Annotated in this window: 22 protein-coding genes and 1 tRNA gene; 11 read left to right on the top strand and 12 right to left on the bottom strand. The window is 57.6% G+C overall.

Annotated features, from left to right (window positions below; all coding sequences use genetic code 11):
- Window positions 1-76: transfer RNA gene (locus QZ534_RS18170), tRNA-Gly, on the bottom strand.
- A gap of 224 nt (window positions 77-300) precedes the next feature.
- On the opposite strand from QZ534_RS18170, the gene QZ534_RS18165 reads away from it, so the two are divergent.
- From QZ534_RS18165 to QZ534_RS18150, 4 genes are read left to right on the top strand one after another with little or no spacing between them, the layout of a single operon-like run.
- Complete coding sequence (locus QZ534_RS18165) at window positions 301-1,467, top strand: ABC transporter permease (protein ID WP_296936628.1); 1,167 nt, start codon at window positions 301-303, stop codon at window positions 1,465-1,467.
- A gap of 11 nt (window positions 1,468-1,478) precedes the next feature.
- Window positions 1,479-2,303, top strand: coding sequence for an ABC transporter ATP-binding protein (locus QZ534_RS18160; RefSeq protein WP_296936626.1), 825 nt, complete (start codon window positions 1,479-1,481; stop codon window positions 2,301-2,303).
- A gap of 2 nt (window positions 2,304-2,305) precedes the next feature.
- Window positions 2,306-3,244, top strand: a complete 939-nt coding sequence (locus QZ534_RS18155; RefSeq protein WP_296936624.1) for an MlaD family protein — start codon at window positions 2,306-2,308, stop codon at window positions 3,242-3,244.
- Entirely contained in the window at window positions 3,241-3,894 is a 654-nt protein-coding gene (locus QZ534_RS18150) for an ABC-type transport auxiliary lipoprotein family protein (protein ID WP_296936622.1), read from the top strand. Before QZ534_RS18155 ends, QZ534_RS18150 begins: the two co-directional genes overlap by 4 nt.
- Here QZ534_RS18150 and pgsA read toward each other — a convergent pair.
- The 5 genes from pgsA to QZ534_RS18125 form a co-directional block, all read right to left on the bottom strand.
- Window positions 3,827-4,405 (bottom strand): CDP-diacylglycerol--glycerol-3-phosphate 3-phosphatidyltransferase, encoded by a 579-nt coding sequence (pgsA, locus tag QZ534_RS18145; RefSeq protein WP_296936620.1) that lies wholly within the window; start codon window positions 4,403-4,405, stop codon window positions 3,827-3,829. The genes QZ534_RS18150 and pgsA overlap by 68 nt on opposite strands.
- A gap of 7 nt (window positions 4,406-4,412) precedes the next feature.
- The gene (gene uvrC / locus QZ534_RS18140) at window positions 4,413-6,275 is read right to left on the bottom strand and encodes an excinuclease ABC subunit UvrC (RefSeq protein WP_296936618.1); all 1,863 of its coding nucleotides are present in this window, start codon (window positions 6,273-6,275) and stop codon (window positions 4,413-4,415) included.
- Window positions 6,259-6,921, bottom strand: a complete 663-nt coding sequence (gene uvrY / locus QZ534_RS18135; RefSeq protein WP_069185056.1) for a UvrY/SirA/GacA family response regulator transcription factor — start codon at window positions 6,919-6,921, stop codon at window positions 6,259-6,261. The genes uvrC and uvrY overlap by 17 nt, the downstream gene beginning before the upstream one ends.
- A gap of 100 nt (window positions 6,922-7,021) precedes the next feature.
- Entirely contained in the window at window positions 7,022-7,273 is a 252-nt protein-coding gene (locus tag QZ534_RS18130) for a hypothetical protein (RefSeq protein ID WP_296936616.1), read from the bottom strand.
- Between the two features lie 84 nt (window positions 7,274-7,357).
- Window positions 7,358-8,977, bottom strand: coding sequence for a methyl-accepting chemotaxis protein (locus tag QZ534_RS18125; RefSeq protein WP_296936614.1), 1,620 nt, complete (start codon window positions 8,975-8,977; stop codon window positions 7,358-7,360).
- A 168-nt stretch (window positions 8,978-9,145) separates the two neighbouring features.
- Between QZ534_RS18125 and QZ534_RS18120 the strand changes: the two genes are divergently transcribed.
- Both QZ534_RS18120 and QZ534_RS18115 read left to right on the top strand, forming a co-directional pair.
- Window positions 9,146-9,850 (top strand): AzlC family ABC transporter permease, encoded by a 705-nt coding sequence (locus QZ534_RS18120; protein ID WP_296936612.1) that lies wholly within the window; start codon window positions 9,146-9,148, stop codon window positions 9,848-9,850.
- On the top strand, window positions 9,843-10,172 hold the full coding sequence (locus QZ534_RS18115) for an AzlD domain-containing protein (RefSeq protein ID WP_296936610.1): 330 nt from the start codon (window positions 9,843-9,845) through the stop codon (window positions 10,170-10,172). Before QZ534_RS18120 ends, QZ534_RS18115 begins: the two co-directional genes overlap by 8 nt.
- An 11-nt stretch (window positions 10,173-10,183) precedes the next feature.
- On the opposite strand, the gene QZ534_RS18110 is transcribed toward QZ534_RS18115, so the two are convergent.
- Window positions 10,184-10,672, bottom strand: a complete 489-nt coding sequence (locus tag QZ534_RS18110) for a DUF1330 domain-containing protein (RefSeq protein WP_296936608.1) — start codon at window positions 10,670-10,672, stop codon at window positions 10,184-10,186.
- A gap of 77 nt (window positions 10,673-10,749) precedes the next feature.
- On the opposite strand from QZ534_RS18110, the gene QZ534_RS18105 reads away from it, so the two are divergent.
- From QZ534_RS18105 to QZ534_RS18095, 3 genes are all read left to right on the top strand, one after another.
- Complete coding sequence (locus tag QZ534_RS18105) at window positions 10,750-11,211, top strand: (2Fe-2S)-binding protein (protein WP_296936606.1); 462 nt, start codon at window positions 10,750-10,752, stop codon at window positions 11,209-11,211.
- A complete protein-coding gene (locus tag QZ534_RS18100; RefSeq protein WP_296936604.1) occupies window positions 11,208-13,541 on the top strand; it encodes a molybdopterin cofactor-binding domain-containing protein in 2,334 nt (777 codons plus the stop codon). Before QZ534_RS18105 ends, QZ534_RS18100 begins: the two co-directional genes overlap by 4 nt.
- Window positions 13,542-13,690: 149 nt before the next feature.
- The gene (locus QZ534_RS18095; protein WP_296936603.1) at window positions 13,691-14,638 is read left to right on the top strand and encodes an AEC family transporter; all 948 of its coding nucleotides are present in this window, start codon (window positions 13,691-13,693) and stop codon (window positions 14,636-14,638) included.
- Here QZ534_RS18095 and QZ534_RS18090 read toward each other — a convergent pair.
- Window positions 14,635-15,408 (bottom strand): fructosamine kinase family protein, encoded by a 774-nt coding sequence (locus QZ534_RS18090; RefSeq protein WP_296936602.1) that lies wholly within the window; start codon window positions 15,406-15,408, stop codon window positions 14,635-14,637. The two genes, QZ534_RS18095 and QZ534_RS18090, sit on opposite strands and share 4 nt — an antisense overlap.
- A gap of 85 nt (window positions 15,409-15,493) precedes the next feature.
- Here QZ534_RS18090 and QZ534_RS18085 point away from each other — a divergent pair, with 85 nt between their 5' ends.
- Entirely contained in the window at window positions 15,494-15,769 is a 276-nt protein-coding gene (locus QZ534_RS18085; protein ID WP_296936601.1) for an acylphosphatase, read from the top strand.
- On the opposite strand, the gene QZ534_RS18080 is transcribed toward QZ534_RS18085, so the two are convergent.
- Window positions 15,766-16,359 (bottom strand): GNAT family N-acetyltransferase, encoded by a 594-nt coding sequence (locus tag QZ534_RS18080; protein ID WP_296936600.1) that lies wholly within the window; start codon window positions 16,357-16,359, stop codon window positions 15,766-15,768. The two genes, QZ534_RS18085 and QZ534_RS18080, sit on opposite strands and share 4 nt — an antisense overlap.
- Before the next feature lie 27 nt (window positions 16,360-16,386).
- Between QZ534_RS18080 and QZ534_RS18075 the strand changes: the two genes are divergently transcribed.
- Window positions 16,387-16,992 (top strand): DUF938 domain-containing protein, encoded by a 606-nt coding sequence (locus QZ534_RS18075; RefSeq protein ID WP_296936598.1) that lies wholly within the window; start codon window positions 16,387-16,389, stop codon window positions 16,990-16,992.
- A 1,019-nt stretch (window positions 16,993-18,011) separates the two neighbouring features.
- Here the strand turns inward: QZ534_RS18075 and QZ534_RS18070 are convergent.
- The 3 genes from QZ534_RS18070 to QZ534_RS18065 form a co-directional block, all read right to left on the bottom strand.
- On the bottom strand, window positions 18,012-18,491 hold the full coding sequence (locus QZ534_RS18070) for a hypothetical protein (RefSeq protein WP_296936596.1): 480 nt from the start codon (window positions 18,489-18,491) through the stop codon (window positions 18,012-18,014).
- 369 nt (window positions 18,492-18,860) lie between these two features.
- A complete protein-coding gene (locus QZ534_RS18910) occupies window positions 18,861-19,247 on the bottom strand; it encodes a RidA family protein (protein WP_366935831.1) in 387 nt (128 codons plus the stop codon).
- Window positions 19,248-19,256: 9 nt separating this feature from the next.
- Entirely contained in the window at window positions 19,257-19,625 is a 369-nt protein-coding gene (locus QZ534_RS18065) for a DUF2306 domain-containing protein (protein WP_296936594.1), read from the bottom strand.
- Between the last annotated feature and the right edge of the window lie 343 nt (window positions 19,626-19,968).

Here is a 19,968-nt window from a genome sequence, read left to right as displayed (position 1 = left end):
TGGAGCGGGAAACGAGATTCGAACTCGCGACCCCAACCTTGGCAAGGTTGTGCTCTACCAACTGAGCTATTCCCGCTCTTCGTTTCCGGGGCATTGCCTCGTCAACGGCTGCGTATTCTACGGATTACCGTTCGGGCGTCAACAGTTTTTTATCAAGTTTTTGTTTTACTGGAGATTGTGGGCAAAGTTTGGCCAATCGCGGTGCCGGATGCAATCATGCGACTTGCGCACTGGCAGAGAACCTTTGCACTCTCTAAGCTAGTCACTGGCAGGCAACATCACTCAGGGATTCGACAGAACGTGCCCAGTCCTGATTCTTCCGAGCAGACCGACCCACAAAACCCGTCTTCCAAACCCGGCTCCGTGACCATTGAGGCCGGCACCCTGAGGGTGACGGATGACTGGCTGCTGAGCCATTACCGGTCGCTGGCGTCAGTGGCGTCCTCGTTGTCCTCCAGGAATAAGAGTGAGTTATCAATCGACCTCTCGGGGCTGGATCGGATTGACACTGCCGGTGCATCACAGCTGGCCTCACTGATCGGCCCCGAGCGTTTGCTCGACGCCGTAACAGCTGCCAGCGACTTGCCTAGGGAGAAATCGGCCTTGATAGCCGCCGTCTGCGAGGCCATGAAAGATCAGCCCGAGCCGGATCGACGCGCTCCCTCCCTGGTCTGGAGCTTTGTGACCGGAACCGGGCAGAAGGTGGAAGGCATATTCCGGCTGCTTTGGATTCTCGTGGGTTTTATTGGCCAGACCCTGGGCACCCTGGCCTGGAACCTTCCCCGGCCCTGGCGTTGGCGAATGACACCCTTTGTGGCTGCAGTTCATGACACCGGCCTGAATGCCCTGCCCATCGTGGCGTTGCTGACATTTCTGGTGGGTGCCGTGGTGGCGTTTCTGGGGGCAACTGTACTGGAGGATTTCGGCGCCACCATTTACACCGTCAACCTGGTGGCATTCTCCTTCCTGCGGGAATTCGGGGTGCTGTTGGCCGCGATCCTTCTGGCCGGCAGAACCGCCAGCGCCTTTACCGCTCACATCGGCGCAATGAAGGTTAACGAAGAGCTGGATGCCATCCGCACCCTGGGCCTGAACCCGATCGAACTGCTGGTGTTGCCGCGGGTGATGGCCATGATGGTTAGCCTGCCTATCCTGACTTTCGTGGGCATGATCTCGGGGATGGTTGGGGGCGCCATGGTCTGTGCCCTGGTGCTGGATATCACCCCTTATCAGTTCATGAGCATCGTGCAGAGGGATATTGCCCTTCAGCATTTCGTGGTGGGCATTGTGAAGGCACCTATCTTTGCGTTCCTGATTGCGGTGATTGGCTGTCTGGAGGGATTCAAGGTGGCTGGCAGTGCGCAATCGGTGGGTGAGCACACCACCTCCAGCGTGGTTCAGTCGATCTTCATGGTGATTCTGCTGGATTCCATTGCTGCACTATTCTTTATGGAAATGGGCTGGTAATCATGGCGGCTATGGCAGAGTCCACGAAACCCGAGGCAAAAAAGGAACCAGTGATTGCGGTACGGGACCTTTGCAACCGCTTCGGCGAGCACGTGGTGCACGACGGCCTCGACCTGGACCTGCTGCGGGGCGAGATACTGGGCGTGGTTGGCGGGTCGGGAACCGGCAAAACCGTACTTTTGCGCAGTATCGTCGGCCTTAATACCCCCGCGTCGGGCCATATCCGGGTGTTTGGCGAGGATCTGATCCAGCTTTCGGCCCGTGAACGCTCCCGGATTGAACAACGCTTCGGTGTACTGTTCCAGGGTGGCGCGCTGTTTACCTCCCTGAACCTGCAGGAGAATATCGCGGTTCCCCTGATAGAACATGCCGGCCTGAAGCGGCCTGAAGCGGAACAGCTGGCTCGCATGAAGCTGGCGCTGACCGGTTTACCGCCCGAGGCAGCGGTTCGTTACCCCTCCGAACTCTCCGGCGGCATGGTAAAACGCGCGAGCCTGGCACGGGCCCTGGCCCTTGATCCGGAAATCCTGTTCCTGGATGAGCCAACAGCGGGCCTGGACCCAATTGGGGCTGCCGCTTTCGACCGACTGATCGTGACGCTTCGGGATGCGTTGGGGCTGACCGTGTTTCTGGTGACCCATGATCTGGACACCCTTTACTCAACCTGTGACCGGGTTGCGGTATTGTCACAGCGCAAGGTGCTGGTAGCTGATACGCTGGAAACCGTTGCCGCTACGGAGGATGAGTGGATTCAGGACTACTTTAACGGCCCCCGTGGCCGGGCAGCGAGTTACGCATTCAGGGACCATTCGAACACACGGACGCAGGAGCAGTAACCATGGAGCCGAGGGCCCATCACCTGATCATTGGCCTGTTTACCATCCTGGCCTTCGCCGCTGCGCTGGTCTTTTCGCTATGGCTTGCGAAATCCTCCGCCGACCGGGAATGGGGCTACTATGAGATCGTGTTCGAGCAGGCAGTTGGCGGCCTGTCAGAGGGTAATCCGGTGCTGTACAACGGCGTTCAGATTGGCGATGTCGTGGAACTGAACCTCGATCCGAACAATCCCGCCCATGTGCGGGTTCTGGTGCGGGTTGATCAGTCGATTCCCATACGGGAGAACACCAGAGCCGGCATGGTGCTGGCCAACATCACTGGCAGCATGAGCGTCCAGTTCAGCGGTGGAAGCCCCGACCAGCCCGTGCTCAAGGGCGACCGGGACAACCCGCCGGTCATTTTTGCTGAGCCCTCGGCTTTCAATAACCTGCTGGCCAACAGCGAACAACTTCTGGCCAAGGCCGACCAGCTGCTTACCAGTGCCACGGAGTTGCTCTCCGGTGAAAACATCGAGAACGCCTCTGCCATCCTCAGAAACACGCGGGAAGCGACAGACGCCCTGCTCGACCGCCGGGAGCAGTTGACCGCCCTGCTCGAACAATTCGATGCCGCCGCCATTCGCGCAGAGGAAGCCGCGATCAAGGTATCCAACGTTTCGGATAACGCCAACGAACTGCTGCAAACCGATGGCCGGCGGGTTCTGCAATCCATGGATGAAGCCCTCGCCGTTATCACCACCACCATGGCCAGAATTGATGAGCTAACCCGAGACAACCAGGGAGCAATGGATGCGGGGCTTCAGGGCATGGGCGAATTGGCGCCCGCGCTTCGGGAGCTCAGGGCAACCCTGCGCAGCCTGAACCAGTTTACTCACCGCCTGGAGCAGGATCCCACAGGCACCCTGTTCGGCAATGACACCATGAAGGAGATGGCACAGTGACATTGAGGTCAATCAGAAACCTTGCGCTTGTCCTGGGCGTTACCTTTGCCAGTGGCTGCACCGTGTTTCCGAACCCGGAGCCACCCAGGGTGATGGACCTGGCGCCAGTCCAGGCCGTTCCAGCGGCGGAGCAAACGGTTCAGGCATCCCTTCGGATTGATACACCCTACGCCTCAGAACCTTTCAATGGCTCGCTGATACTGGCAAAGCCCACGCCACAGGAGTTTCGGGCCTACGAGGGGACCCGCTGGCGGGACACGGCACCGGTAGTGGTCCGGGATACGCTGGTAACCAGCATTCGAAAAAGTGGTGCCTACAGGAACGTCATCACCGATACCAATCCGGCGCAGGCGGATTTGACCCTGGTTACCGAACTCTCGGCGTTTCATTCAGAAACCCCGGGAACAGGACCCGAGGTGGTCATCGAGCTGCATCTGCAGATGATTCACAACCGTTCGAGAGCAAACCTGTGCACTCGCACTGAGCGAATTGTGGAGCCGGCCTCGGGCACATCGGTTGACCAGATTGTCGAGGCCTTCGGGGCTGCTGGCAGCAGGCTCGCCGCCAGGGTGATTGAATGGACTAGGACGTGTGACTATCCGCCTCGCCTGAGGCCTTCTCCGGAAACAGATCAGCCCAGGCAGCCTTGAGGTAAAGCCCCATGGACCAGAGCGTTAGAATCGCGGCGATATAGAGCAGCGCCAGAGCAACATTGGCCCAGAGTACGCCGGGAGGAAATGCCAGCAAGCCCACGATTGCCGCCATCTGAGCGGTGGTCTTGATCTTGCCGATATAGGAAACCGCCACGCTGGCGCGGCTGCCGATTTCCGCCATCCACTCCCGCAAGGCGGAAATGACAATCTCACGGCCGATGATAACGGTGGCCGGGATCGTCAGCAGAATCGCCGAGTGCTCCTCGATCAACACAGCCAGCGCAACGGCCACCATGAGCTTGTCTGCAACCGGGTCCAGGAAGGCTCCGAACGGAGTGCTCTGGTCAAGTTTTCGCGCCAGGTAACCGTCCAGCCAGTCCGTGGCCGCCGCCAAACCAAAAATTGCCGCACTCACGAGGTAGCTCCACCCCACCGGAAGGTAAAAAATCACCACGAACACCGGAATCATGATGATGCGGGAGAGGGTGAGGATGTTTGGTAGATTCATGCTGTCCTTACTCGTCGTGCAATGCTGCGTATATGGTTTCGGCCAGTGATTTGCTGATGCCCTGCACCTTGGCCATCTCATCCACTCCGGCCTTGCGGAGTTCCTGGATGCCGCCAAAATACCGGATCAGGTCGCGACGCTTTTTCGGCCCCACGCCTTCAATGCCTTCCAGTGTAGACTGCCGGCGCTTTTTATCACGGCGCGCCCGGTGCCCGGTTATCGCAAACCGGTGGGATTCATCCCGGATGTGCTGGATCAGGTGCAGCGCGGGCGAATCGGCTGGTACCCGGAAGACATCGCCAGTCATGGCATCTATCAGCTGCTCCATGCCTGCACGACGGGTCACTCCCTTGGCGACACCAATCAGCGGGATGTCTGAAATCTCAAGCTCATCAAACACTTCCCGGGCAATGTTCAACTGCCCTTTACCACCGTCGATGAAGACCAGGTCCGGCCGCTTGCCCTCCCCGGCCACCATCCGCTTGTAGCGGCGGGTAAGCACCTGACGCATGGCGGCGTAATCATCACCGGCGGTCACGCCCTCGATATTGTACAGGCGGTAATCGCTCTTCAGGGGGCCATTCTCATCGAAAACCACACAGGATGCGACGGTATTTTCCCCGTGGCTGTGACTGATATCGAAACACTCCATGCGCGACGGGGTTTCCGCCAGCTCCAGGAGGTCCCGCAGGGCCAGCAGGCGCCGGTATACGGTTTCCTTGCTCGCCAGGTGCGTAAGCAGGGTCTGGCGGGCGTTGGTCATGGCCAGTTCCAGCCACCGGCGACGCTCACCCCGGACATTCCCGCGAATCCGGGTTTCCCGGTTTGCTGATTCTGTGAGGGCCTCGGCCAGCAGCTCCTGACCTTCCACCTCAACCGGCACCAGGATATCCCGCGGAATCTCCCGACGGGTATTGCCGCCAAAATAGTACTGCCCGAGGAAGGCGCTGAGCAGTTCACCCTCGGTCTGCTCGATGGAGTAGCGGGGGAAATAGTCCTTGGTGCCCAGCACACGACCACCGCGCACGATGATTACCACGATGCAGACCACCCCGGCATCCTGGGCAATGGCAATGACATCCGCATCGCCGCCCTCGCCTTCGATGGATTGCTGCTCCTGCACGTGGCGCAGGTGGTTGATCTGGTCCCGGTAGGCCGCCGCTTTTTCAAACTCCAGATTCTTCGAGGCAGCTTCCATGGCGTTCATCAAATCATGGAGGATCGCAGGGTTCTTCCCTTCCAGAAACATGGTGGCGTGGCGGATGTCCTGCTGATACTCCTCCGGCGTAATGTATTCAACACAAGGTGCCGTGCAACGGTTGATCTGGTACTGCAGGCAAGGCCTTGTTCGATTCCTGAAAAAGCTTTCACTACAGTTCCTTATGCGGAAAATCTTCTGTAATACATTAAGACTTTCCTTGACCGCGCCGGAGCTTGGAAACGGCCCGAACCAGGTGCCGCCACCCTTTTTGGTGCGCCCACGGCGGAATGTCAGTGATGGGTAATCGCTGTGGGAGGACAAATAGATATAGGGGTAGGACTTATCGTCACGGAGCAGGATGTTGTAAGGCGGCCGTAACGATTTGATCAGGTTCTGTTCTAGCAGGAGTGCCTCGGTCTCACTGCCGGTAATGGTGACCTCGATGGAGGCAATCTTGCCAACCAGGGCTTCGGTCTTGGGCGCCAGGCCGGTCTTGCGGAAATAGCTACCAACCCGCTTCTTGAGGTTGCGGGCCTTGCCCACGTAGAGAACCGAGCCACCTTCGTCGTACATTCGGTAGACGCCGGGCCGCTCGGTTAACTGTTTCAGGAAGCTCTTGCTGTCAAACTCCCCGATATGGGTGTTCTCAGGGTCAGACCTTGTCGGCATCAAGCAACCCGAGCCGCACTGCCATCAGGGCCAATTCAACATCACTGGAGATTTCCAGTTTCTCAAAGATCCGGTAGCGGTAGCTGTTCACGGTCTTCGGGCTCAGGCACAGCTTGTCCGAGATGTCCTGTACCTTCTGGCAATCCACCACCATCATGGCAATCTGCATTTCCCGTTCGGACAGCCGGTCGAACAGCGAGAGCTCGCCGTCTTCATCGCGATCACCGCCGCCCAGCTGTTTCAGGGCCATCTTCTGGGCGATTTCCGGGCTGATATATCGCTGGCCAGTATGGGCCATTCGGATGGCGCGGACCATCTCTTTGATATCAGCACCTTTGGTGATGTAGGCGGTGGCTCCGCTTTGCATGACCCGGGTCGGATAGGGGTCGTCCGCGCAGGCGGTTACGACGATCACGCGAATGGAATCATCAATGCGGAGTATGCGACGGGTTGCCTCGAGGCCTCCGATACCCGGCATGCGGATATCCATGAGCACAATGTCCGGCCGCTGTTGGCGAACAAAATCGATGGCGTCCTCTCCGGATGACGCCTGCCCGATGACTTCAATGTCCGGGTTGTCAGCCAGCATCCGGGTAATACCGGATCTCACCAGCTCATGGTCATCTACAACCAGTACCCTGATCAAAATTCACCTCGCACACGGCTTTCGGGAAAACAGCGCGATTGTAACGTTTAGTTCCGGCCCCGGGTAGGTGCAAACCCAAATACCGTGACACACCTGACGCCTAACCCGGCACACCCAGACCCGCAGTATTCTCAACAGGGTCGAACCAGACCACCAGCTCGCCACGTCGCACCGCAGACATCACCCTGCTCTGCTCGGCCATGGGGTTTTCTGTATCGTTCAGTCCGTGGTAACGGGTGCAGTATTCTTCCACCAGGCCCTGAAGCTGGTCTTCGGTCAGCAACTCGGTGTCAACGATGAACTTTTCCTGTCTGGGGTCTTGCTCGGGCTGGTGTTCGGGGCTGTCGGTCATACTACCTCCTGTGACGCCACCATGTTACGAGTTATGGTGGCGAGGTAGAAGCCCGGCGAGGGGTTCCGGGCCGAGGATCGTTGGTCAGGCAGGTTCTTCGGCGGTACGAAAACGGGCGATCAGTTGGCGCATGGAAGCCGACTCATGCCTCAGCGCCTCGCTGATGGTCCGGGTTTGTTCAACGCTCTCGATCAGAAAATCGGCGCTTTCGTCCAGCGCTGTTGATCGGCGGCCAACCCGTCCGATCTCATCCCGCTGCATGGCAACGGCCGAGCTTATCTCGGCACTGTGATTCTCGAGGTCCACAAACTGGCCCTGCAATGACTGGAGGTGACCCTTGAGTGCGGCCAGATGCTCACGGTTGCTGCTGCCGGCATCGCGCATCTCTTCCAGAAGGACATCAACACTGCTGACCCCGGATACCAGGTCCTGAACCCACTGGGAGATATTCCGGGTAGAGTCAGAGGTGCGGCGGGAAAGGGTCCGAACCTCATCGGCCACCACCGCAAAGCCGCGACCATGCTCACCCGCACGAGCGGCCTCGATGGCGGCGTTCAGGGCCAGCAGGTTAGTCTGCTCGGCGATGTCGGCAATGACCCCGATAACCTGCTCAATCTTGCCCGTGGATTCGTTCAGGGCATGGATGGAGCCAGAAACTCGGGAAATCACATCCACCGTATGTTCCGCAGCTTGTTCACTGGTGGTCAGTCGACTCTGCACTTCTTCGTTGGCTGCTACTGCGTTTTTCACGGTGTTAGCCGATTCGTCTGTGGCCCGCTCTATAGCTGAGGCCTGATCGGCAATGGCGGCCATGGACTGGCTCACGTCGTTAATCTGCTTCCGGGTTTGCTCAGAGGCCGTCTGCAGCGATTCGGCACCGCTATCCAGGGCCCCCGAACGCTCATCCAGACCGCCGGCGGCCATGCGAATGTCTGCAATAAAATGCTCGAACCGGGAGACCAATCCACCTAGCGCATTGGCGACACCAGCCACCTCGTCCCGGCCCTTCAGAACGGGTACCTGCGTAAGATCGGCGTTCTTCTCCATGGCGACCAGGTCGTTTTGCATACCCTGCAAGCGCAAAATCACCGACTGCCTCAGCCACCAGGTCATGATGATGACGATAAGCAGGAAGGACACGGAGCCGGCAATCAAAAAGGTCTGCTGGCCGGCCAGAAACGAAAGCAATTCGTCGGCGCCATCGGATACAGACCTTCGGCTTTGAAACTGGCGCTCAGCGATGGCTGCGAGCATAGGTTCCATGGCCGGAAAAAGATCGAAATCCACCACCTGGCCGACACGGTAATAGCTTTTCTCGGCAATGCCTTCTTTCATCCGGGCGATAAGCGCCAGTACCCGCTCGAAATCCTCACGGTGTGCTTCTGCCCAATCGCGCAGGCCCGGTTCTGCCTCCAGGCTCTGCCAATGGCCCGGCAGCGTGTCTTCCAGCCGTCTGAACTCGGTCTCGATCTCATCCCAGAGCGAAAGCTGGGCTTTGATCTTGTAGGCGAGGTCCTGAAGGTGGCGATGATCCTGCTCCAGATCCGCCAGCAGCCAGGCTTCGTTGAGATTGGTCTGTATCAGGGTTTTGGAGGCGTCTTCGGCTTTCAGAATAATGCTCCATGAGAGCGCGGCAAGCCCGGCGAGGGCGAAGACAGAGAGAAAGGCGAAAAACAGGATCCGGGTTCTTACTGTGCCGAACATGACAACTCCAACAGCGGGCTATGCCGCGGATGGTATGCCGATTTCGTGACACTTTTATTGCATTCAATGCGTCAGTCTTTTATCGCTGGCAACCGAGAATCGTGTTAACCACTTCAAATAAATCCCTTTATTCACTATGATCGCCGCTTTCAGACCGTTTGGATGCTAATGAACCAGTCCGTCTTTCGACTCACCCTACCCATTCTGTTCGGCTACCTGCCGCTGGGCATGGCTTTTGGCGTGTTGTTCGCAACGCAGCTCGACTATGCCTGGTGGGCAGCGCCTCTGATGGGCCTGGTGATATACGCTGGCGCCGGCCAGATACTGGCTGTGAGTCTTCTGGCGGTTAACGCCGGCCTGCTGGAAGTCTTCATCGCGATGTTTGTTCTGAATGCCCGCCACCTGTTCTACGGGCTTTCATTGCTGGGCCAGTTCAAGGGGGCGGGCTGGCGCAAGCTGTACCTGATTTTCGGTTTAACGGATGAAACCTATTCCCTGCTCACCAGTCGCCCACGGGGCAGCGACCGGGCTCACGAACAGGAAGTGGATTTCAGGATCACCGGGTTTAACCAGTGTTACTGGGTAGCCGGATGCGCGACAGGCGCCCTGCTCGGCGAGAATGTGGCCTTTGACAGCACCGGCATCGAGTTCGCGCTGGTGGCCCTGTTCATTGTTCTTACTCTGGAGCAATTCAAATCGCTGGGAGAAGGCTTCCCGATCTGGCTAGGCGCTGCGGCTGCCGGCGTCGCCATGCTTGTTCTGCCACCGGCACATCAGTTGATCGGGGCCATAGCGCTGGTGACTGCGGTGCTTTTGCTGGAATACCGGAAGCATCGTCGACAGACACTGCACAGGGAGAGCAGCCATGGGTGAATCCGGCTATCTGGCAGCCTTCATAGCGGTAGCGGCGATCGCAACCTTTGCCACACGGGTGATTCCGTTCCTGTTTTTCGAGAGACACACGGAACACCCGCTGGTGCGCCATCTGGGGCGCTACCTGCCGGCGGCGGTGATGGCTTTGCTAGCGACGGTGTTCCTGCAGCGTTCGGCGGACTGGTCAGGTTCCTGGATGGGATTTGACGCACTGCTACCAGGGGCCCTGGTTGTGATTGTTCACCTGTGGCGCCGCAATGCCCTGCTGTCTATTGCCGCGGGCACCATCAGCTACATGGCCATCCAGCAAGCCGGGCTCTGACCCGGCCCTGTTTACACCCTGTTTTCGAGGTTGGCGACCAGCCGGGAATCCTGAAGCGCAGCGGTGCGGTGTTTAACCACGCCTTTGTATTCCGGGCTTTCGATCATGGCCATGAAGGCATCGATTGACGGGTACCGGACCAGCAGCACCTGATCCCAGGATTCGTCCGGGGGCGCAATCAGCGAACCGACGCTGCGGCCAGACCAGATAACTTCCGCGCCTACCGATCTTACGCAGGCAGCGGCTTCTTCCATATACAGCGAGTAGGCTTCACGGCCGGTTCGCTCCGGCACATCTTCCTTGTAATTGGCCCGATCGCGAAAGCGCAGCAGATTCAACATCACCACAGGCTGGTCTTTGGGGGTATCCGCCAGCACTTTCTGAAGCTGCTCGGGAGTGGGATTAACGGCGTCCATCCTTATCCTCGTCTTCTGGTGTTTCCGGGGCCTACTATAGCCCAGGCCCGAGGCGTACACGCAAGCGATTTCATTACCTTTCATTCAGTTTGCTCCTTTTGCCTTCTCTGTTCGTACGGCTACAGTGAAGGAAACGCAAATCCCATAACCGAGAGGACGATATGGCTACCCTCAAGATTAACGGCGAGCGCTATGAGCTCGACGTTCCCGACAACATGCCCCTGCTCTGGGTGATTCGCGATGTTGTCGGCCTCAAAGGAACCAAGTTCGGATGCGGCATGTCCCAGTGCGGCGCCTGCACAGTCCACCTCAACGGAACGGCAATCCGCTCCTGCGTAACGCCCGTCTCCGCCGCCAGCGGCGAAATCACAACCATTGAAGCCATGGCCGAAGACCCGGTGGGCAGCAAGGTACAGCAAGCCTGGCTCGACCTTGGGGTGGCCCAGTGCGGTTATTGCCAGGGTGGTCAGATCATGAACGCCACCGCTCTGCTGAAAAAGACGCCAAACCCTGAGACCGGGGAAATCGTTGATGCCATGGCAGGAAACCTTTGCCGTTGTGGCACCTACAACCGGATCCTTGCAGCGATCGAGCGAGCTTCCGGCCAGGAGGGTGAAGCATGAGCGCCGACGACAAATTACTGATCGCCAACGTTAGCCGTCGCCGATTCCTGATGGGCCTGGCTGGCGGCTCTGCACTGGTGCTGGCGGCCCGTTGGGACGTGGCCCTGGGTGGCAATGAAAAGGCCCAGTTTGGCGCCGGCGCAATGCCAGGTGGCTGGGTCGATGATCCCAATGTGTTCATTCATATTGATGCGGATGGCCTCGTTACTATCGTGAACAACCGGTCTGAAATGGGCCAGGGTATCCGTACCAGCCTGGTGATGGTCGGTGCCGACGAGCTGGGCGCCGATTGGGATCATGTGAGAGTCGAACAGGCCGAGGGCGACCACAGTAAATACGGCAACCAGAATACTGACGGTTCCCGCAGTATGCGCCACTGGTACCAGCCCATGCGCCGCGCCGCAGCAGCCGCTCGGCAAATGCTGGAACAGGCGGCCGCCGATGAGTGGGGCGTGCCGGTCACTGAGGTGCAGACCGCTGTCCATACCGTTGTTCACAAGCCTTCCGGCAAGGAGCTCGGCTTTGGGGAACTCGCGGCCAAGGCGCGAGAGCTTGACGTTCCAGGACGCAATGCCCTGGTGCTCAAGCGCGACGAGGAGCTGCGATTCATCGGCAAGGAAACCGGCCTGATCAACGGTGAGCTAAAATCTGCCTATCCCAAGGCGATCGACGGCGATGACATCGTGACCGGCAAGGCCATCTACGGCGCCGATGTTCCCTTCGATAACCTGCTTTATGCCGTAATTGCACGCCCTCCCGTTTATGGCGCAACCGTTGCCAGCTTCGATGATACCGAAGCCCTCAAGGTGCCTGGCGTCGAGAAGGTCATGAAGGTTGAGGGTACCGGCCAGCCCGCCGGCTTCAGTCCTCTCGGTGGGATTGCCGTGGTGGCTTCCAATACCTGGGCCGCCATGGAAGGACGCAAGGCGCTGAAGATCGACTGGAATCTGGAGCCTGCCGGAGACAACGCCGGCTATACGTCATCTGCCTATCGCGAATCCTTGGAAAAGGCGGCACAACAGCCTGGCAAGGTCGTTCGCCAGCACGGCGATCTGGAGACAGCGCTGGAAAACGCCAGTGAGCGGGTCTCTGCCACCTACTACATGCCTCATATGGCCCAGGCACCCATGGAGCCTCCGGTGGCGACTGTTCAAATCAAGGACGGCAAGGCCGAAGTCTGGGCACCGGTCCAGAACCCGCAGGCAACCCGCGATACCGTCGCCGGCCGACTGGGCCTGGAGGCGGAGAATGTCACCGTTCACGTTACCCTGCTTGGCGGTGGTTTCGGGCGCAAATCCAAACCGGACTTTGCCATTGAGGCCGCCAGCATCGCCGAGGCCTTCAAGGGCCGGCCCGTGAGGTTGCAGTGGTCAAGGGAAGACGATATTCACCACGCGTATTTTCACGCGGTGTCGGTCGACTATCTGGAGGCCGGGCTGGACGATAATGGCCAGGCCACAGGCTGGCTACACCGGACCCTGTCACCGAGTATCGGCTCGCTGTTCGCGCCCGACCCAAAGCACAAGGGTGAGTTTGAACTGGGCATGGGCTTTAACACCATGCCGTTCTCGGTGCCGGCCCTGAGGCTGGAAAATCCACAGGCACCCGCCCATGTGCGTATCGGCTGGTTCCGTTCGGTCTACAACCTGCCCCATGCCTGGGCGATCCAGAGCTTTGCCCATGAAATGGCTGTGGCGGCCGGCAAGGACCATCGGGATTACGTTCTGGACCTGCTCGGGCCGGACCGGGAAATCCATAACCTGACGGTGGGTGATGGCTGGAACTATGGCGAAGATCCGGACCTCTACCCCATCGACATCGGCCGCATGCGCACCGTGATTGAGCGGGCGACCAGTGAAGCCGGCTGGGGTAAATCTCCGGGCAAGAATCGCGGGCTGGGCCTGGCGTTTCACCACAGCTTCGTCTCCTACACCGCGATCGTGTTTGACGTGGAAGTGGATGATGAAGGTGAGCTGACCATCCACCGCGCAGACATTGCCTTCGATTGCGGCCCACAGGCCAACCCCGAGCGGATTCGCTCCCAGCTGGAGGGCGCTATCGTGATGGGCATTGGCATCGCGCTGCAAAGCGAGGTGACCTTTGAGGACGGTGTGGCGCAGCAGGGCAACTTCGACAAGTTCCTGATCCCCCGCATGCCGGATGCTCCGAAAACACTGCGTGTTCATCTGGTCGACAATCCTGGCGAAGCCATGGGGGGCGTTGGTGAACCTGGCCTGCCCCCGGTAGCGCCGGCGCTGTGTAATGCGATCTATGCCGCTACCGGCAAACGAATCAGACGGTTGCCCGTTGGTGACCAACTAAAAGCATGAACCAGATTACAGGGCCCTCCGGGGCCCTGATTTTTTAAACCTTTACCCTCTCCCCCATACCTTCGTGGTATTCCCATAGCATCCTAGCTTTCTCCCCGCTTATAATCCGGTTGATCTCTTCACTCCCCTCGACCCAACGGCCGCCCTTGATGACCCTGATCGATCTGTTCCTGCAAACCATGGAAACCACACTGCCCGTGTTTGCCATGGTCTTTATCGGCCTGGGGCTACGCAAGATTGGCTGGATCGACAATGCATTTGTAAATACCGCGTCGGCTCTGGTGTTCAAGGCGACGCTGCCGACCCTGGTGTTTCTGAGTATCATCCGGGCCGACCTGGATACGGCATTCAATCCCGGGCTTCTGGTGTTCTACCTGGGCGCGACTCTGGGTAGCTTTGCCATCACGTGGCTCTGGGCCCGGTGGCGCGTGGTTCGGGAAGATCGCGGGGTCTACGTGCAGGGAGCCTTTCGGGGCAACTGCGGGATCGTCGGCCTGGCTTTGGCCGCCAATCTTTACGGGGACTTCGGCCTGTCGGCGGGGGGCATCCTGCTTGGCCTGGTGATCATCTCCTACAACATTCTCTCGGTGATTGTGCTGGTGGCCTACCAGCCGGGGCAGACAACGGACTGGACGAAGATCTTCCACGACATCGTCCGTAACCCGCTCATCCTGGCGGTCTTTGTAGCCATCCCCTTTGCCGCCCTGGACATCACCCTTCCGGGCTGGGTCATGACCAGCGGCGACTACTTTGCCTCGCTCACCCTGCCCCTGGCGCTGCTTTGCATCGGTGCCACCGTCTCCCTGAGCGCCATCCGTAGTGACAGCAAAACGGCCTTTGGCTCGAGCCTGTTCAAGATGGTGATATTGCCGACGCTCTGCACGGGCGCGGCCTGGCTGGCCGGTTTTCGGGGTTCCGAGCTGGGCCTGATGTTCCTCTTCTTTGCCAGCCCCACGGCAGCGGCGAGCTTTGTGATGGTGAAGGCATTGGGCGGCAATGACCGATTGGCCGCGAATATCATCGCCCTCACTACCCTGCTGGCGAGTATTACCGTGACTCTGGGGGTCTTTGTGCTTCGCAGCGCGGGTTTGATCTAGGCCTCGCCGCGCCCTATGGATTCAATAGCGGCAAAGCCTGCCTGGCAGCCGCCAAGGTACCCACCACCGAACAGGTTGTAGTGGTTCAGGTAATGGTAAAGGTTGTAAACCTCGCGCTTGATACCATAGACCGGCGTCCGTGGGTAAAGCGCGTCGTAAGCACGATAGAATGCTTGGCCGAAGCCACCAAACATTTCTGTCATGGCGATATCCGCTTCCCGGTCACCGCAGTAGACGGCAGGATCAATCAGCCAGGGGCCATCAGCGCCATAAAGCACATTGCCATTCCAGAGATCCCCATGGAGCAGGCTCGGGTGCTCACAGTGGGCGTTCAGCCAATCGCGGAGCGCGCTACCGTGCTCATCCAATACCTTTTCGAACCGGCTTCTCTGGCCCGCATCACGAATACGGGAGACCTGATAACCGAGACGGTCCCGAGCAAAAAAATCACCCCAGCTGTCACACCAGCGATTGGGTTGCGGCGAGAGCCCAATGTAGTTGTCCCGACTCCAGCCGTAGGCGTTCTGACGTAAAGCGTGCATTCTTGCCAGTCCTTCACCCAGCACCTCGCGAGCCCGATCCGAGGCCCCTGAAGACTGTATGGAGGTGATTTCGAGTTCGTTTTCATCCACCCGGTGAACGTCCGGAACGCCAATGCCGGTTACTCCGGCCTCATCGAGTGCGCTGGCGAGGCGCTCCAAACCCTCCGCTTCACAAATCAGGGCATCGGTATAACCAGTCGCATTGTGTTTCAGATGGGTCTTGGCCATCGGCTCTCGCGCTCCTTGAAGTTGTGATGCCCGAACCGGTAGATTGAAATAAAGCCTGACACGACGGAACGAGCGGGAGCAAACAATGAGCACCAAACGCTGGCAACTTTTGATATCCGGACGGGTACAGGGTGTCTACTATCGCGCCTCGACGGAACAGAAAGCATCCTCGCTGGGCCTGACCGGCTTTGCTCGCAATCTACCCGATGGCCGGGTCGAGATTGTTGCCGAAGGCCCGGAAGACCGTCTGGACGAACTCAAGGCCTGGTGTGCGGAAGGGCCACCGGATGCCAGGGTGGACGCGGTCGATATTGCCCAGGAGTCCCCGACCGGCGAATTCAGCAATTTCAGCGTGCGTTAATCGATCCGCCTGAGCCAGAAGGTCATTGGCTTGGCGGTTTCTTCCGACTGGTCCACGTCTTTCCAGGTGTAGGTGGTGGCCAGCTCCGGTACTTTGCGATAGCCGCGGTTGTGCCAGAATTGATCCAGGGGCTGGTAATCCGAAGGCCTCAGCGGATGATCCAACGGCCGCTCTACGGCGCAGAAACAGCAGTGTGTGAAACGGCCCTGCTCCCGGGCATGGCCTTCCCGGTGGTCAAAAAAGGCCACCCCGATGCCCTGCCCCCGGTAGTCCGGCAGCAGCACCGACTCACCGAAATAAAAGATCTTTTCCGGCTCATAACCCTGTTTTATAAACGGGCCTTTGAATTCTTCTGTTTCGTGGTCCATCGGGATACCCGTTGCGGCACCGATAACCGACTCTCCATCCATTGCCAGAACGAACAGGCTCTCTGGCGAGCAGGCATAGGTATCCAGATACTTGCGCTCATAGTCCATATCGCCGTCGTACAGGTAGGGAAAGCTGCGGAATACTTCAATTCGCAGACGTGCGAGATCATCAATGTATGGGTTAATCTGGTCACCGCTGAGCCGGATCATCGATACCGCCATCTATTACCCCCTTTCAAAAGGTCGAGCATGCAACAGGACAAGCCGTTTTCCCAAGCCTGCGAGAACAATAAAGCGCCGATTCTGGAAAAACTGACGGCGCTTTTCAAACAGCCAGGCACCATTCTGGAGATTGGTACAGGCACCGGCCAGCACGCGGTGCATTTTGCCAGCCACTTGCCGCATCTGGTGTGGCAGCCTACCGATCATCCCAACAATGCCCAGCTCTCTCGGGCGTGGATCGATGACTCGGAGCTCACGAATATCAACGCGCCCCTAGCCCTGGACGTGCTTGATGGAAGTTGGGCCGATCTGCCCGCCATCGACGGCGTTTTTTCTGCCAATACCGCCCATATCATGGGCTGGCAGGAGGTTCAGGCAATGTTTCGCAGTGTGTCGGAGGTGTTGCCGAAAGAGGGAATCTTCTGTCTGTATGGGCCGTTCAGCTATGGCGGCCGGCACACCAGTGAGAGCAATGCTCGGTTTGATTTGTCGCTAAGAACGCAGGCGCCGCATATGGGGATTCGGGATATGGAGGATCTGAAGGTGCTCGGCAAAGAGACAGGACTGGTGCTTGAGGAGGATTTTGGGATGCCGGCTAATAATCGGTTGTTGGTTTGGCGAAGGACGGAATGAGAAACCTGCGCCCCCTCGATTGCCGGAACCTGGAGAGGGAGGGATTATTCGGGCCTTCGGCCCTCACCCCTTCGGGGCCGTCGTCGCTTTGCTCCGACGTTCCTCAGCCTGCGGTGCAGGCTTCGGTCGAACCGCGAGGATTCTTCTTACCCTGCCTATCGGCCAATAAAAAACCCCAGCAGTGCTGGGGTTTTGTATTGGCGGAGAGGGAGGGATTCGAACCCTATCAGCAAGATGGCCGGGAGCGGAATACCACGTAATATCATATAGATAAGCTTTATACCTCGGACCTCCAAGGAGGAAAAAGGACACGACTTTGTCCCAATTTTGCCCCACTGATCTGCCCCCAAATTACTTAACCCCTGACTGGCTGGTAACATCGGTTGACTGACCCTGACCCCGTTTCAGTACCGCCCATTGTTAGAAACAATCCGGCCGAATGCTGCAGCGTTAATTTTCAGTGTTGCATGACTGAAAACTTGTGCAATGATGGTGACCATCAAGCAGCAAAACGCAACGAACTCAGTTGCATTGCTCAAACGAAAAAGCAACCCGGCTCCGGGGGTTAATCGAGGGGCAGCTCAGCCGGCGGTGGCTTAAACACCGGCAGTCGATCACGGGGTCAAGGTGCGTCCAAACCGCACCGCCTCCTCTCCGGGGGTCGACCGGAAGCCCACGGCATAGGCAAAAGATCAAACCCCGCGTAGCGTGGCTGCCCGGGGTTTTCTTTTTCTGACATTTCCGTACGTTCTGAGAGGGACAATCGTGGATATGGAACTGGCGTTCTACGCTTTTTCAGCCTTTTTCCTCTCCGTCACCTTAGTATGTCTAATCAGCCTGTACTTCTCGGATTCTATTGAGAAAAAGGTGCGCAAAGTGTTTCGGAAAGAAGATAAGTCCAGATGAGATGTTCGGCACCGGCCACGCTCAGTGGAACCTACGCCAAGTGGAGTTGATCAGGCGTTATGTAGGTACCGAAGGCAGCGAAGATTGAACGGCAGGCCGGAATTTAGGGAAGGCTACAAGAAACCATCATCGGAGCTGCCAAAGCTATCTATGCCAAAGTCGCTATCCATCCCAGTCCCAATGCTCATACTGTCGTCGCTCATTCCGTAAACGTTACCGCCGACATCAATCATACTGTCGGCCATAGGCAGCCCGGTCGCGGGGTTGATGCCACCGCTTGCGATACCGAAGTCATTGCCTGATGGGCTGAAGCAATCATTAAACAAGTCGTCCGTAAAAAGGCTTTCATCATCGGTCACAGACTCTGTCCCTGAATCTTCGAAAATACCGCCCGCCTGGCTAATATCTTGCCAGTCGGGGAATGTCACCATTGGTTCTGGAACTGGCTCGGGCTCCGATTCTGGCTGAGGCGTCTTCAGTCCCAGTCCGTCATGGCTGACGTACTCCTTGCCCTCATGGACGGTGTAAACGGTGTACTCTTCAGGCTTGAGTTCATTGCTTTTGGAGAACAAAGACTTCAGGGCTTTGAACATAACCGCATCATCCAGATTCTTGAATTGAGCTGCTTCCCGACAACCTAGCGCACAACCAAAAAGATCAAAGCGATTGCCTGAGAGGCCGTGCCCTTGACCGCGTATTATGTTCGTCCAGAGTTGAAAAATCCGACTCAAAACCCCGATCTAGATTTGTATAGATTCGAGTGGAGGTATAAGCCAACACTGGGGTACGGCGAATGTTCGCTTCGGTCGCAAAGCGAACATTCAGGCGGATAAACCAAAACTTTCCTGTGGAGAAATATTAGGGTTTCAGATGACCTTAAACAGCCTGTTTTTTCGCTGAATTATCCCACGCTTCGTTTCACCATCTAAGTTTATGAAAACAAGTTCATCCTCCTGATTTAGTTATGACTGCCCCATGACACAATCGACTTCTGTTTCCACAAGCCATTGCGGGTCTATGAATCGACTCACTTCAACGAAAGTGCAAGCTGGCTTGATTTCCGAGAACAGTTCTCCATGTGCTTTCGCTGCCTGTTCCCAATGAGATATATCGGTGAGCATGATACGAGTCCTGGTTATGTCAGACGGTTTCCCTCCCGCCTCCCCAATAGCCTGAATAGACAGCTCCAGGCAATATCTGGTTTGTCCATAAACATCTCCAACGAAAACGGTTTCGCCATTGTTGATAGGTGCGGTTCCGGAAACAGAGATCACGTTCCCTACCCTGCACGCCCTCGAAAACCCAATTGGCTCTTCCAAGTGGGAACCTGAGCTAACAAGCTGTCTCATTTTGTCCTCCTAACCAGTAAATATCAGTTGGTGAATTAACCTTCCCGGTAATAACGTCCCGAGCCCAGCGCCTATCAAACCCAATAACGCGCCGGTGGCAAATCGCTTGTGAGTTCTGAGTTTTCCTTGTCGAGCTGCCAAGACGGCCGCAGAAACCGACACGATGATCCAGATCGAGAGAATATGGATAGGACTGTAACCGCCAAAACTCGAAGAGAGTCCCTTCAAACCGAAAGAAGAAAAAGCCACGGTTAGCATGGCAATTACCCAAGTCCAACCTAGAAACCTGTGCGTCCGGCTACCCTTGGACGTGGCCAATTGGATTAGGCCCACGACCAAGGCGTATATCGCGGCCGAAACATGTAGAAGCAGAGCCATGTGATCTTCCCCGCTATCGCTCCCATCTCAAAAACCGGCATGCTCGATGACTTACAGAGATTCTCATATCTCGAAAGCCCCAACTCCACGCATTCGATATCCTAATTTGGCACTCCATTCAGGCGGTTCCATCGCGGCTCTGGCCGTAGATAAATGAAAGTACCAAGCCCTCTGTCAAGGCAACAAAAACCCAGATGAAAAGCTCTAATCCTACGAGCGCTATGGGTTCATGGAACATGTTGAACGGGACATGAAACTCAAAGTACTGTAGTGGTCAACTAATCCCGGACAGTATTTTAAGGTTTTCCTCAGCGGCAACGGGCGAAATGCCGTCGTTGAATGC

It is taken from the genome of uncultured Marinobacter sp. (assembly GCF_913055835.1).
Taxonomy (GTDB): domain Bacteria; phylum Pseudomonadota; class Gammaproteobacteria; order Pseudomonadales; family Oleiphilaceae; genus Marinobacter.
This window is presented reverse-complemented; position numbering and strand designations above follow the sequence as displayed.

Bases quoted from the DNA above. Each gene is read 5' to 3' on its own strand.
- QZ534_RS18160 (WP_296936626.1), top strand. From the start codon at position 1,479: ATGGCAGAGTCCACGAAACCCGAGGCAAAAAAGGAACCAGTGATTGCG.
- QZ534_RS18155 (WP_296936624.1), top strand. From the start codon at position 2,306: ATGGAGCCGAGGGCCCATCACCTGATCATTGGCCTGTTTACCATCCTG.
- pgsA (WP_296936620.1), bottom strand. From the start codon at position 4,405: ATGAATCTACCAAACATCCTCACCCTCTCCCGCATCATCATGATTCCG.
- uvrC (WP_296936618.1), bottom strand. From the start codon at position 6,275: ATGCCGACAAGGTCTGACCCTGAGAACACCCATATCGGGGAGTTTGAC.
- QZ534_RS18130 (WP_296936616.1), bottom strand. From the start codon at position 7,273: ATGACCGACAGCCCCGAACACCAGCCCGAGCAAGACCCCAGACAGGAA.
- QZ534_RS18125 (WP_296936614.1), bottom strand. From the start codon at position 8,977: ATGTTCGGCACAGTAAGAACCCGGATCCTGTTTTTCGCCTTTCTCTCT.
- QZ534_RS18120 (WP_296936612.1), top strand. From the start codon at position 9,146: ATGAACCAGTCCGTCTTTCGACTCACCCTACCCATTCTGTTCGGCTAC.
- QZ534_RS18115 (WP_296936610.1), top strand. From the start codon at position 9,843: ATGGGTGAATCCGGCTATCTGGCAGCCTTCATAGCGGTAGCGGCGATC.
- QZ534_RS18110 (WP_296936608.1), bottom strand. From the start codon at position 10,672: ATGAAAGGTAATGAAATCGCTTGCGTGTACGCCTCGGGCCTGGGCTAT.
- QZ534_RS18105 (WP_296936606.1), top strand. From the start codon at position 10,750: ATGGCTACCCTCAAGATTAACGGCGAGCGCTATGAGCTCGACGTTCCC.
- QZ534_RS18100 (WP_296936604.1), top strand. From the start codon at position 11,208: ATGAGCGCCGACGACAAATTACTGATCGCCAACGTTAGCCGTCGCCGA.
- QZ534_RS18095 (WP_296936603.1), top strand. From the start codon at position 13,691: ATGACCCTGATCGATCTGTTCCTGCAAACCATGGAAACCACACTGCCC.
- QZ534_RS18090 (WP_296936602.1), bottom strand. From the start codon at position 15,408: ATGGCCAAGACCCATCTGAAACACAATGCGACTGGTTATACCGATGCC.
- QZ534_RS18085 (WP_296936601.1), top strand. From the start codon at position 15,494: ATGAGCACCAAACGCTGGCAACTTTTGATATCCGGACGGGTACAGGGT.
- QZ534_RS18080 (WP_296936600.1), bottom strand. From the start codon at position 16,359: ATGGCGGTATCGATGATCCGGCTCAGCGGTGACCAGATTAACCCATAC.
- QZ534_RS18075 (WP_296936598.1), top strand. From the start codon at position 16,387: ATGCAACAGGACAAGCCGTTTTCCCAAGCCTGCGAGAACAATAAAGCG.
- QZ534_RS18070 (WP_296936596.1), bottom strand. From the start codon at position 18,491: ATGTTCAAAGCCCTGAAGTCTTTGTTCTCCAAAAGCAATGAACTCAAG.
- QZ534_RS18910 (WP_366935831.1), bottom strand. From the start codon at position 19,247: ATGAGACAGCTTGTTAGCTCAGGTTCCCACTTGGAAGAGCCAATTGGG.
- QZ534_RS18065 (WP_296936594.1), bottom strand. From the start codon at position 19,625: ATGGCTCTGCTTCTACATGTTTCGGCCGCGATATACGCCTTGGTCGTG.